The organism is Aeromonas sanarellii (genome assembly GCF_000820085.1).
GTDB lineage: Bacteria > Pseudomonadota > Gammaproteobacteria > Enterobacterales > Aeromonadaceae > Aeromonas > Aeromonas sanarellii.
This window is the reverse complement of record NZ_CDBN01000091.1, coordinates 143,342-154,223: the sequence shown is the minus strand read 5'-3', so window position 1 is coordinate 154,223 and position 10,882 is coordinate 143,342. Positions and strand designations below refer to the sequence as shown.

The following is a 10,882-nucleotide window of genomic DNA, read 5'->3' as shown; positions in this document are numbered from 1 at the left end:
CTAGTACCCCAGCCATTTTTACTTGTCTTCGACGCGAGTCGGGCACAAGACGGCTATGTAGCTCAGTTGGTTAGAGCATCGCACTCATAATGCGGGGGTCACAGGTTCGAATCCCGTCATAGCCACCATTACTCTTGCGGAAGTGGCGAAATTGGTAGACGCACCAGATTTAGGTTCTGGCGCCCTAGGCGTGAGAGTTCGAGTCTCTCCTTCCGCACCATCAAAGCCGTACCAAACAGACCAGCCCAGGCTGGTTTTTTTGTATCCGGCGTTTGCCGCCCGTCTCCCGCAGTCCCGCGCCTGCAACCGCCTCCCAGCCATTAGCGGCTGCACCTCGTGCTCTCCCCGGCACAGGGTACTCACCCTCTGCACCCTCTTGATGTCGGCCTTTCATGTCGGGGCCCCGCAGGCAACAAAAAGGCGGCCCGCAGGCCGCCTTTCTCATCAATGCCGTCAGAACGGGAAGAACCAGGGGATGGCGATGACGCTCACCACCATCACCAGCAGGGTGAAGGGCACGCCGATACGCACGAAATCCACGAACCTGTAGTTGCCTGGGCCGAGCACCAGGGTGTTGACCGGCGAGGAGACCGGCGTCATGAAGGCCGCCGAGGCCGCGATGGCGATGGTCATGGCAAAGGGATAGGGGGAGACCCCCATCTGCTGGGCCGTGCCGAGCGCAATGGGCGCCATCAGCACCGCCGTCGCCGTGTTGGAGATGAAGAGCCCGATGACGGCGCACAGGGCGAACAGGCTGGCCAGCATCACGCGAGGTCCCATCTCTCCCACCACCGAGATCAGTCCCCCGACGATCAGATCCACCCCGCCGGTCTGCTGCAGCGCCAGGGCAAAGGGCAGCATGCCCACGATGAGGATCAGGGTCGGCCAGTGAATGGACTTGTAGGCGCTCTCCAGATCGATGCAACGGAACTTGCCCATCAGCAGGCAGGCGATGAGCGCCGCGATCACGTTGGGCACGGGATCCGTCACCATCAGCACTATCATGACCCCGAGCGCCACCAGGGCGTGGATGGCCTGGCTGCGGGCCGGCGCCATCTCGTCCACCTCGGCGGGCAGGCCGAGCAGCAGGAAATCGCGATGATGGGTCTGCAACTGGCGAATGAGGCTCCAGTTCCCCACCACCAGCAGGGTGTCCCCCATCTGCAGGGCATCGTCCACCAGCTTGCCGGTCAGCGCCTCGCCGGCGCGGCGGATCCCCACCACGCTCAGGCCATAGCGGGAACGGAACGCCACCTCGCGAATGCTCTTGCCGAGCAGTCGGGAGCCGGGGATGAGGGAGACCTCGGCCATGCCTACCTCCCGCGCCTGATCGGAGAAGTATTCCCCGCGCAATATCATGGGCTCGAGCCGCGCCTCGCTGCAGAACTCCCGCACGTCCACCTCGGGATCCGACATGTCGATGAGCAGCACGTCCTTGGCCTGGAACTCGGTCACCCCGGAGACGGTCACCATCACCCGCCTGAACTTGCGCCAGCGCTCCACCCCGATGACGTTGGCCCCGTAGCGGGCCCGCAGCTGCAGCTCGTCCAGGGTCTGACCGATCAGGGGGGAATCGGGCCGAAGTGCCAGTCGGCGCGCCCGCCCGGCCAGCCTATAGTCGCGGATGAGATCGCGCATGGTGCTGCGCCCGCTCTGCTTGCCCTTGCCCTCCTCCTCCTCGCGCACCAGGGAGGTGCGCATCAGCAGCATGTAGAGGATCCCCATCCCCAGGATGATGACCCCCATGGGGGTGAAGCCGAAGAAGCCGAACCCCTGAATGTCGTGGCGCATCAGCTCGCTGTTCACCACCATGTTGGGGGGCGTCGCCACCAGCGTCATCATGCCGCTGATAAGGCCGGCAAAGCCGAGCGGCATCATCAGCCTGCCGGGCGGGATCCCCATGCGGTTCGCCACGCTCAGCACCACGGGGATGAAGATGGCCACCACCCCGGTTGAGCTCATCACGGCCCCCAGGGTCGCCACCGCCACCATCAGCAGCACCAGCATGCGGGTCTCGCTGCTGCCGGCCACCTTCACCAGGGCATCCCCCACCTGATAGGCGATGCCGGTGCGCACCAGCCCCTCCCCCACCACGAACAGGGCGGCGATCAGGATGACGTTGGGGTCGCTGAAGCCCGCCAGCGCCTGTGGCAGGGTCAGGGTGCCGCTCAGCACGAACAGTATGATGATCAACAAGGCGACCACGTCCATGCGCACCTTGTTGGTAATAAACAGGAGGATGGCCCCCACCAGCATGCAGAGTACCCAGATCAACTCGGAATTCACACTCGCTCCTTTCGTTCCACTCCCCGACCGCACCAAGGGGGATCCCATCAGACCACAGCCTGCTCATCCCCATGTTGTGACATATCAAAAAAAGTGGGGCAGGGCATCATCGCATATCAGGGTGCCATCGGGGGCCTAAAGTTGCCCCCGCCGTTTGTCCATTCTTTGAGGTGGCTCGGCCCTGCACGGACAAAAGTCCTGCCAGCGCCTCCGCGCCGCCCCTAGAATAGGCCCGGTTCACGCCCCCAATTTTCAAAGGAAACGAAAATGAGCATATTCGAGTGGTTCAGCATCCATCACACCCTGGTGACCATCCCCCTGGGCGGTGGTTACGCCATGTCGTGGATCGAGGCCATCGGCACTCTGTTCGGGCTGGCCTGCATCTGGTGCGCCAGCCAGGAGAAGACCATCAACTACCTGTTCGGGCTCATCAACGTCAGCCTGTTCGCCATCATCTTCTTCCAGATCCAGCTCTACGGCCTGTTGCTGCTGCAGCTGTTCTTCTTCTGCGCCAACCTCTATGGCTGGTACGCCTGGACCCGCCCGGCCAACGCCCAGGGTGACACCCTGCAGATCCGCTGGCTCAGCAAGTCCAAACTCATCGCCACCGCCGCCGCGAGCGTGCTGGCCATCGCCCTGCTGACCCTCTATATCGACCCGGTATTCGCCGCCCTGGCGCGCACCTCGGTCGCCCTGCTCAACCTGTTTGGCGCCAATCTCGCCACCCCTGAGCCCTCCCCCGATGCCTTCCCCTTCTGGGATGCCAGCATGACGGTGCTCTCCGTGGTGGCCCAGATCCTGATGACCCGCAAGTACGTGGAGAACTGGATCCTATGGGTGGTCATCAACATCATCAGCATCGGTGTCTATGCCGCCCAGGGGGTCTATGCCATGTCCCTTGAGTACCTGATCCTGCTGTTCATCGCCACCAACGGTACTCGCCTGTGGATGGTCAGCGCCAAGCGTCCGCAACAGGAAGCGATCGCATGAGCCTGCTGCCCCATCTGCAATGCCACCCGGATCAGATAGCCGCGCGGGTGGTACTGTGTGGCGACCCGGCCCGGGTCGAGCGCATCGCCAGCCAGCTAGAGGAGTGCGAGAGTCTCGGCCAGCACCGGGAGTTTCGCCTGATCAGCGGCCGCTACCGAGGGCTGCCCGTCACTGTGTGCAGCACCGGCATCGGCGGCGCCTCCGCCGTCATCGCGCTGGAGGAGCTGGTGCAGGCGGGCGCCCGCTCGCTCATCCGAGTCGGCTCCGCCGGCGCCCTGCAAGGCCATATCGGGCTCGGGGATCTTATCGTGGTGGAGGGGGCGGTGCGCAGCGAAGGCGCCTCGCAAGCCTACCTGCCCCCCGAGTACCCCGCCTGCGCCGACATCCGCCTGCAGGCCGCCCTGCTCGCCCATCTCGGCGCCAGCGACCAGCCTCACTGGCACGGGCTGGTGCGCTCCCACGACAGCTTCTACCGGGATGACGAGCAGGACGTCTGTCGCTACTGGCACCAGCGCGGGGTACTCGGGGCAGACATGGAGACCGCCTCCCTGCTCGCCGTGGGGCGCCTGCGCAAGGTGCGGGTAGCCGCCGTGCTCTGCAACGTGGTGGCCTTCGAGCAGGACGTGCAAGCGGGAGTGAGCGACTACGCCGCCAGCGAAGCCGCCATGATGACCGGCGAGCGGCTGGCCATCGCCGCCGCCCTCCACGCCCTGACGCAATAAGCTGGGGCCCGTTGCGGCCCCGGCAAAACGTTAAGCCCGGCACATTCGGAGGCGCCGATGCTGGCATCCCGCCCCCGCCCTTGTTAGCCTCATGGCCCTCGTCAAGCCGGGCCTTCCCCATGCAGCAACAACCCTACCCCCTCGGTCGCTTTCACGCCGAGCTTGCCGCACTCGAACCGCGCTTTGCCGCGGCGCTGGCGGCCTGCACCCTCTATTCGCGCCGCTACCTGCCGGGCGAACCCATCATGCGGCAGGGGGAGCGGTGCGAGCAGCTCTATCTGGTGGCCCAGGGCCGCATCTCCCTCAACAGTGCGGTGCACTCGGGGCGGCAGTTTCAGCTCGGCGAGATCGAGTGCCACCAGCAGATCTTCGGTGAGATGGAGTTCTTCAGCGCCACCCCGGTGCAGTGGAGCGTGGTGGCCGAGACCGAGCTGGACGCCGCCGTCATCTGCGCCGACAAGCTGGCCAAACGGCTGCTGGCCGAGCCCGAGCTGACCCTCTTCTTCGCCGCGGCGCTCGCCAGCGACTACCTGGATACCCTGGACATCACCACCAGCCGGCTGCTGCACCCCATCGCCTACAACATCGCCTTCGAGCTGTGGCGCGAGCGCCAGCGCACCCCCATGCTGGGCTCGCGCAAGCGGGCCCACGAGGCGGCTCGCTTTGGCACCACGGAGCGGGTCTATCGGCGCGCCCTCAAGGAGCTGATCGAACAGGGGATTGTCTGCGAAGGGGCCGAGGGACCCGCCATCGCCGATCTGGCCAGGCTGCGCACCTATCTCGATCTTTGACCTTCACTCACCATCGGAGCCCCCATGTCTGTTGCAACCCACCCCGAGTTCACCTTCTTCAGCCGCTTCGTCGCCGACATCCAGGCCGGGCGCAAGACCATCACCATCCGCGACGAGAGCGAGGCCGACTGGCAGCCCGGCCAGCGGCTGGCCCTGTTCACCAACCCGGAGCATCAGCCCTTTGGCACCATCGAAGTGATCTCCGTCAAGGCAGTCGCCTTCGATGAACTCGATGACGAGCACGCCCGCCAGGAGAACATGACGCTCCCCGAGCTCAAGGAGGTCATCCGCGCCATCTACCCCGATCTGCCACAGCTCTATGTGATTGAATTCCAGCTGGTTGAAGCCTGATTTTGTGAGCTGTCTCATTTAACTCCGGTTGCGCTCCCGGGCCAAAAGCGCACAATACCTGTTTTTATATACAGTTATTGGTGCGTTATGGAAGAACAACTCGAACCGGCCATCGCGGCCATGGTGGCGGACTTCATCGCCGCAGGCAGACCCAGGGCGAGCGAGCTGAGCTGGCAGGCGCGCCGTGAAGGCTACCTTGCCTCTGCCGCATTGGGCGGCGAGCGGGAGGAGGTCGGCAGCATCGAGGAGTGGCAAGAAGAACATTACGCCATCCGCCTCTATCAGCCCGTCGATCCCGCAGACTCCCCCTCTCCGGTACTCATCTACTTTCATGGCGGCTGCTTCGTCAGCGGGGATTTCGAGACCCACGACCGCCAGATGCGGATGCTGTGCAACCGTGCCGGCGCCCTGGTCTTTGCCGTGCATACCCGCCTCGCTCCCGAACACACCTATCCGGCGGCCCATGACGATGCGCTGGCCGCGACCCTCGCCATCATGGCCGAGCTGCCGCAGTGGCGCGGCGATCCCAAGCGCATCGCGCTCGCAGGCGACAGCGCAGGCGGTCACCTCGCCCTGATCACCATGTTGCGGCTCAAGGAGACGGGAGCGCCCCTTCCCGCCGCCCAGATCCTCCTCTACCCCATGCTCGATGCGTTGGGGGGAAGCGACAGCTATCGCCTGCTCGGCGACGACAACCTCATCACCCGCGACATGCTGCTCAGCGGTTTTCAGGCCTATCTGGGCACCCTGCCCGCCCATCATCCGGAGGCGAGCCCGCTGCACCACCCGGCCCTGCCAGGATTGCCGCCGACCCATATCGTGACCGCGGAATTTGATCCGCTGCGCGACGAAGGAGAAGCCCTCTATCGCAAACTGCTGCAAGCCGGCGTCGTCGCCACCTGCCAGCGGCAGCTCGGGGTCATCCACGGCTACTTTCAACTGGCCGCCGTCAGTCCGGCCGCCCGCCAGCTCGTCGAGCAGATGGCCGCCCTGCTCAGGAGGCTCTGAGTTGGCCCGGGCCGGTCAGCGTGGTACAAGTGTCTCTTTTGAATCGTGGAGGAGTCGAGCGTGTTTGAAATAACCGGCCTGAGAGAGGCCATGATGCACGGGGTCGAGCTGTTCCAGCTGCTGCTGGAACTCATCTCCATCGCCTGCGTGGTGATGGGGCTCGGCAAGACCCTCTGGCTGGCGGCCAGGGTGCGGGATCACGAGCCCGGCTTTCCCCGCATCCGGCTCTGCTTCGGCAGCTGGCTCATCCTGGCGCTGGAGTTCCAGCTCGCCGCCGACATCCTGGCCACCACGGTGGCACCGAGCAAGGAGGAGCTGATCCGCCTCGCCATCATCGCGGTGATCCGCACCTTCCTGAACTACTTCCTCGGCAAGGAGCTGGAGGCCCAGAGCGAGCGCCAGCGCGCCTAGGCCGAGACACCGCCGACGGGGCGAGCGGCATCCAACCGACGGATCTGGTACCCTGGGCCTTTCGCCCAGGAGGAAGCAGTCCCATGACCGAGCAACACCGCTTTGAGCAGTACGACGCCCTGATCTTCGATATGGATGGCACCCTGGTGGACTCCATGCCCCTGCACCTGGATGCCTGGGAGCAGACGAGCGCCGAGTTCGGCCTGCCGTTCGATCGGGCGCAGCTCAACGAGTACGGCGGCATTCCCACCCGCAAGATAGTGGCCATGCTGGCAGAGCAGCACGGGCTGGCCATCGACGTGGAGGCCTTCGCCCGCCGCAAGGTGGCGCTCTATCTTGAGCATATCGATAAGGTAAGCGTGTTTCCCGCCATGTGGGAGCTGGTCAAGGGCTGCCATGGCAAGGTGCCCATGGGCATAGGCACAGGCTCAACCCGGGCGCATGCGGCACACATCCTGCGCCAGACCGGGCTCGACGCCTTCATCCCCGTGCTGGTGAGCGCCGATGACGTGGTCAACCACAAGCCCCACCCCGACACCTTCCTGAAAGTGGCCGAGCAGCTCGGCGCCAAGCCGGCCAACTGCCTGGTGTTCGAAGACACCCCCATAGGCCTGGAGGCGGGCCGCGCCGCCGGCATGGAGACCCTGCTGGTCCATCAGGGCGCACTCTGCCCGCGCTAGGGTGGGCAAATGTGCCCCGTCCGCCAACAAAAACGCCTCCACCAGGGAGGCGTTTTTCATAACGCGGTACCGGCATGATCCGGCACCACCTTACATGGCGTTGGTGGACTCGAAGATCTTGTCCGCCGAGGCCTCGACGAAGCCCGGATAGAGCACGCCATCCGGCTGCGGGTAGCGCAGGGCGAATTCGTAGAAGCAGCTCGGGATGGCGCGTACGCCGTCGCTGAAGGCCACCTCGGCCTTGTCCGCCATGGTGGAGGACTGCTCCAGCATCACCTGAGGATCTCCCTTCACCTCGCCGCCGACGGTGTTCAGCACGAAGCCCGCCGCCTTCAGGGCCGCATTGACCTGTTCGATGGTTTCAAAGTCTGCCAAACGGTTGATATTGACCGTGAAGTGGTTGGCACGATAGCCCCAGGCCGCCATCCAGGCCGCGTACTCGCTCTCCGCCAGCAGGGTCTGGTAGTCGCTCCAGGAGACCTGCCAGGGGGCGCCGGCATAGAGGAAGGCCGGGGTGTCGGTGAGGTGATCGGGCACCTGATCCACCAGCTTGTGGATGATGGCCTGGGCGCCTGCCGAGAGCTCTTCCACCTTCAGCTCGCTGATGAACACCTTGGGGGCGTCCGGATCCGCATGCTCGAAGTGCTTGGCATAGAGCTTCTTGGCCTTGAACACATACTCGCCCTTCTCCTCGTACCCCAGGGCACGGAAGTGGGCCGCCAGCTTCTCGAGGCCGAGCTTGGGCAGGTTGTAGGTCCGAAACGCCACGTGATCGTTGATGATGGGGGCACCGCCCCCCAGCAGTTGGTGAACCTTGTGGGCACTGGGGGTGACCTGAATGTAGTTGTCCCACAGATGGCCAAACAGGGTCTCGATATCCTTTTGCATCTCTCTTTCCTTTGATTGCGGGTACAGACAAGGGCACCCGTGGATGCCCCTTTGTTATTAGAAGGTCAGGCCGGGGGACAGCTGATCCGGCATGCTCGCCTTGCCATCCTCGACCGAAGTCACCGGAGATATGACACAGTAGTCGTCGGCATTGAGCCATCTCGTCTGCATCGCTATCTCCATGAACGATTAAAACGTCAAACCCGGGGACAGCTGATCCGGCATGCTCGCCTTGCCATCCTCGACAGAGGCCACCGGATAGGCACAGTAGTCGGCGGCGTAGTAGGCGCTCGCCCTGTGGTTGCCGGAGGCACCTATGCCGCCGAAGGGCGCGGCGCTGGAGGCGCCCGTGATGGGCTTGTTCCAGTTGACTATGCCGGCACGAATACGCTTGAAGAAGTGCTGCCAGTCCGCCTCGTTGTCGCCCAGCAGGCCGGCCGAGAGGCCGAAGCTGGTGGCGTTGCCCTGGTCGATGGCGGCATCGAAGTCGTCATAGCGGATGAGCTGCAGCAGCGGGCCGAAGTACTCTTCGTCCGGCAGCGAAGCGACCGCGGTCACGTCGATGATGCCGGGAGAAACGAACCCCGTGCCCGCCTCCAGGTGCTTGAGGGTAAGCAGGCTCTCGCCACCCAGCGCTTGCAGCCTGGCCTGGGCCTCCACCATGCCAAGCGCCGCTCGCTCGCTGATCATGGCGCCCATAAAGGGCTGAGCCTCGTCATCGTAGTGACCGACCCGGATCTGGCCGACCACCTCCACCAGCCGCTTGACCAGGGCATCGCCCCGGGCGCCGCGCTCGACGAACAGGCGGCGGGAGCAGGTGCAGCGCTGACCCGAGGTGATGAAGGCGGACTGCACTATGGCGTGCACGGCGCCGTCGATGTCGCTCACGTCTTTCACGATCAGCGGGTTGTTGCCGCCCATCTCCAGGGCCAGGATCTTGCCCGGCTGGCCGGCGAACTGCTGGTGCAGGAAGTGGCCGGTACGGGACGAGCCGGTGAAGAAGAGGCCGTCGATGTCCGGATTGCCCGCCAGCGCCTTGCCGGTATCGACCTCGCCCTGCACCAGGTTGAGCACGCCCTTGGGCAGCCCTGCCTCCTGCCACACCTTGACCATGGCCTCGGCCACCATGGGGGTGAGCTCGGAGGGTTTGAACACCACCGTATTGCCGGCGATAAGGGCAGGCACTATGTGGCCGTTGGGCAGGTGGCCCGGGAAGTTGTAGGGGCCGAACACGGCGACCACGCCGTGGGGCTTGTGGCGCACGAAGGCCCTGGCGCCGGGCATGGGGTTCTCTACCGTGCCGGTGCGCTCGTCATGGGCGCGGATGGAGATGACGATCTTGCCCTGCATGGCGGCGACCTCGGTGCGGGTCTCCCACAGGGGCTTGCCGGTTTCCCGGGCTATGGTCAGGGCCAGCGCCTCCTTGTGCTCGCCGAGCAGGTCGGCGTAGCGGCGGACGATGGCGAGGCGCTCCTCGAGGGCCAGATCGGACCAATGGTAGAAGGCCGCACGGGCCGCCTTGACGGCGGCGTCCACCTGGGTCTGGCTTGCCGCCTCCCCCTGCCAGATCACTGCATTCTTGGCCGGATCTCTGGATTCGAACGGCTTGCCTTCGCCGGCCAGCCACTGGCCATCGATAAACTGGACTAAAGACATCATCAATTCACTCCTTGTGGTGCACGGGCCGCCTTGGCGACCCGTCTCAATGCGGATATACCCGTTACTCCAGATCGACGACCCGTACCATGTCGCCATTCTCCACCTTGAGGGCGGCCGCCATCTTGGGCGGAATGATGGCTTCGTGCTTGTCCAGATCGACCCGGATGTTGCCGTAGCAGGCGCGGTACTGTTCGAACCTGGCGTTGCAGATGAGGTAGGTGTGACCGCCGATGGGCTCGCCCACCAGCACCGCCAGCTTCTGGCTGCGGCGCACGCTGCGGATGTTCTTCACCTCGCACTCGACCGTGGGGCCGGCATCGAAGATGTCGACGTAGCCGCGGTTCACGAAGCCCTCGTCCTGCAACATCTTGATGGCCGGACGGGTCTTCTCGTGGGTCTGGCCGATGACGGCGCGCGCCTCGTTGCTCAGCAGGTTCACGTAGATGGGGTACTTGGGCATCAGCTCGGCGATGAAGCGCTTCTTGCCGATGCCGGTGAGATAGTCGACGGTGGGAAAGTCCATCGAGAAGAAATGCTTCTGCAGCCACTCGTAGAAGGGGCTGTGGCCGTTGCCATCGGAGACGCCGCGCATCTCGGCAAAGACGGTACTGTCAAACAGCTCGGGGTGCTCGGCCATGAACAGGAAACGGTGCTTGGAGAGCAGACGGCCGTTGAGCCCCTCGCGGGCGCATTCGCGCAGGAAGAGGGTGCAGAGCTCGGAGTTGCCGGTGTAGTCGTTGGAGAGGGTGAGCGTCTCCACCACGTTGTAGATGCCGAGCTTGGGGGAGGAGTGCACCACCTTGCCGATGTGATAGTTGTAGAACGGTTGGGACAGGCCGACGGCGGCGTCGATGGCGCAGGTGCCGACCATCTCGCCCGTTTCCAGATCCTCGGCCACGAAGAAGTAGAGACAATCCCCCTTGCCGGCGGGCTTGTCCAGGAAGGTCTGGGTCGAGGCATCGATCTTGCGTTGCAGCAGCTCGTCGTTGACCGGCAACGAGGTCATGCCAGTGCCGGATTCGATGGCACAGGTCTTGAGGCCGGCGAAGTCGCGCTGCTCGATAGGACGGATAACCAACATAAATGACAACTCCCT

At 64.4% G+C, this 10,882-nt stretch carries 11 protein-coding genes and 2 tRNA genes; 9 read left to right on the top strand and 4 right to left on the bottom strand.

Features of this window, described 5'->3' with window-relative positions; genetic code table 11:
* The first annotated feature begins 51 nt into the window (after positions 1–51).
* Positions 52–128, top strand: a tRNA-Met gene (locus BN1132_RS17035).
* 8 nt (positions 129–136) lie between these two features.
* Positions 137–220: transfer RNA gene (locus BN1132_RS17030), tRNA-Leu, on the top strand.
* Between the two features lie 233 nt (positions 221–453).
* On the opposite strand, the gene BN1132_RS17025 is transcribed toward BN1132_RS17030, so the two are convergent.
* Entirely contained in the window at positions 454–2,286 is a 1,833-nt protein-coding gene (locus BN1132_RS17025) for an SLC13 family permease (RefSeq protein ID WP_042078993.1), read from the bottom strand.
* Between the two features lie 267 nt (positions 2,287–2,553).
* Between BN1132_RS17025 and pnuC the strand changes: the two genes are divergently transcribed.
* The 7 genes from pnuC to BN1132_RS16990 all read left to right on the top strand — a co-directional run bounded on the left by pnuC (position 2,554) and on the right by BN1132_RS16990 (position 7,239).
* Entirely contained in the window at positions 2,554–3,276 is a 723-nt protein-coding gene (gene pnuC, locus BN1132_RS17020) for a nicotinamide riboside transporter PnuC (protein ID WP_042078992.1), read from the top strand.
* Entirely contained in the window at positions 3,273–3,998 is a 726-nt protein-coding gene (locus BN1132_RS17015) for a nucleoside phosphorylase (protein WP_042078991.1), read from the top strand. The genes pnuC and BN1132_RS17015 overlap by 4 nt, the downstream gene beginning before the upstream one ends.
* Before the next feature lie 119 nt (positions 3,999–4,117).
* On the top strand, positions 4,118–4,789 hold the full coding sequence (locus BN1132_RS17010; protein WP_042078990.1) for a Crp/Fnr family transcriptional regulator: 672 nt from the start codon (positions 4,118–4,120) through the stop codon (positions 4,787–4,789).
* 24 nt (positions 4,790–4,813) lie between these two features.
* The gene (gene yqfB / locus BN1132_RS17005; protein WP_042078989.1) at positions 4,814–5,140 is read left to right on the top strand and encodes a N(4)-acetylcytidine aminohydrolase; all 327 of its coding nucleotides are present in this window, start codon (positions 4,814–4,816) and stop codon (positions 5,138–5,140) included.
* Positions 5,141–5,227: 87 nt separating this feature from the next.
* Positions 5,228–6,148, top strand: coding sequence for an alpha/beta hydrolase (locus tag BN1132_RS17000; RefSeq protein ID WP_042078987.1), 921 nt, complete (start codon positions 5,228–5,230; stop codon positions 6,146–6,148).
* A gap of 60 nt (positions 6,149–6,208) precedes the next feature.
* A complete protein-coding gene (locus tag BN1132_RS16995) occupies positions 6,209–6,559 on the top strand; it encodes a DUF1622 domain-containing protein (protein WP_042078986.1) in 351 nt (116 codons plus the stop codon).
* An 83-nt stretch (positions 6,560–6,642) separates the two neighbouring features.
* Positions 6,643–7,239, top strand: a complete 597-nt coding sequence (locus tag BN1132_RS16990) for an HAD family hydrolase (RefSeq protein ID WP_042078985.1) — start codon at positions 6,643–6,645, stop codon at positions 7,237–7,239.
* 90 nt (positions 7,240–7,329) lie between these two features.
* Here the strand turns inward: BN1132_RS16990 and BN1132_RS16985 are convergent, their stop codons facing one another.
* The 3 genes from BN1132_RS16985 to astA all read right to left on the bottom strand — a co-directional run bounded on the left by BN1132_RS16985 (position 7,330) and on the right by astA (position 10,867).
* The gene (locus tag BN1132_RS16985) at positions 7,330–8,127 is read right to left on the bottom strand and encodes a DUF1338 domain-containing protein (RefSeq protein ID WP_042078980.1); all 798 of its coding nucleotides are present in this window, start codon (positions 8,125–8,127) and stop codon (positions 7,330–7,332) included.
* 189 nt (positions 8,128–8,316) lie between these two features.
* Positions 8,317–9,786 (bottom strand): succinylglutamate-semialdehyde dehydrogenase, encoded by a 1,470-nt coding sequence (gene astD / locus BN1132_RS16980; protein ID WP_042078979.1) that lies wholly within the window; start codon positions 9,784–9,786, stop codon positions 8,317–8,319.
* A gap of 61 nt (positions 9,787–9,847) precedes the next feature.
* Positions 9,848–10,867: an arginine N-succinyltransferase gene (astA, locus tag BN1132_RS16975; RefSeq protein ID WP_042078978.1), complete on the bottom strand. Its 1,020-nt coding sequence runs from the start codon at positions 10,865–10,867 to the stop codon at positions 9,848–9,850.
* Positions 10,868–10,882 lie beyond the last annotated feature (15 nt).

Bases quoted from the DNA above. Each gene is read 5' to 3' on its own strand.
- BN1132_RS16990 (WP_042078985.1), top strand. From the start codon at position 6,643: ATGACCGAGCAACACCGCTTTGAGCAGTACGACGCCCTGATCTTCGAT.
- astA (WP_042078978.1), bottom strand. From the start codon at position 10,867: ATGTTGGTTATCCGTCCTATCGAGCAGCGCGACTTCGCCGGCCTCAAG.
- astD (WP_042078979.1), bottom strand. From the start codon at position 9,786: ATGATGTCTTTAGTCCAGTTTATCGATGGCCAGTGGCTGGCCGGCGAA.
- BN1132_RS17000 (WP_042078987.1), top strand. From the start codon at position 5,228: ATGGAAGAACAACTCGAACCGGCCATCGCGGCCATGGTGGCGGACTTC.
- pnuC (WP_042078992.1), top strand. From the start codon at position 2,554: ATGAGCATATTCGAGTGGTTCAGCATCCATCACACCCTGGTGACCATC.
- BN1132_RS16985 (WP_042078980.1), bottom strand. From the start codon at position 8,127: ATGCAAAAGGATATCGAGACCCTGTTTGGCCATCTGTGGGACAACTAC.
- yqfB (WP_042078989.1), top strand. From the start codon at position 4,814: ATGTCTGTTGCAACCCACCCCGAGTTCACCTTCTTCAGCCGCTTCGTC.
- BN1132_RS17010 (WP_042078990.1), top strand. From the start codon at position 4,118: ATGCAGCAACAACCCTACCCCCTCGGTCGCTTTCACGCCGAGCTTGCC.
- BN1132_RS17015 (WP_042078991.1), top strand. From the start codon at position 3,273: ATGAGCCTGCTGCCCCATCTGCAATGCCACCCGGATCAGATAGCCGCG.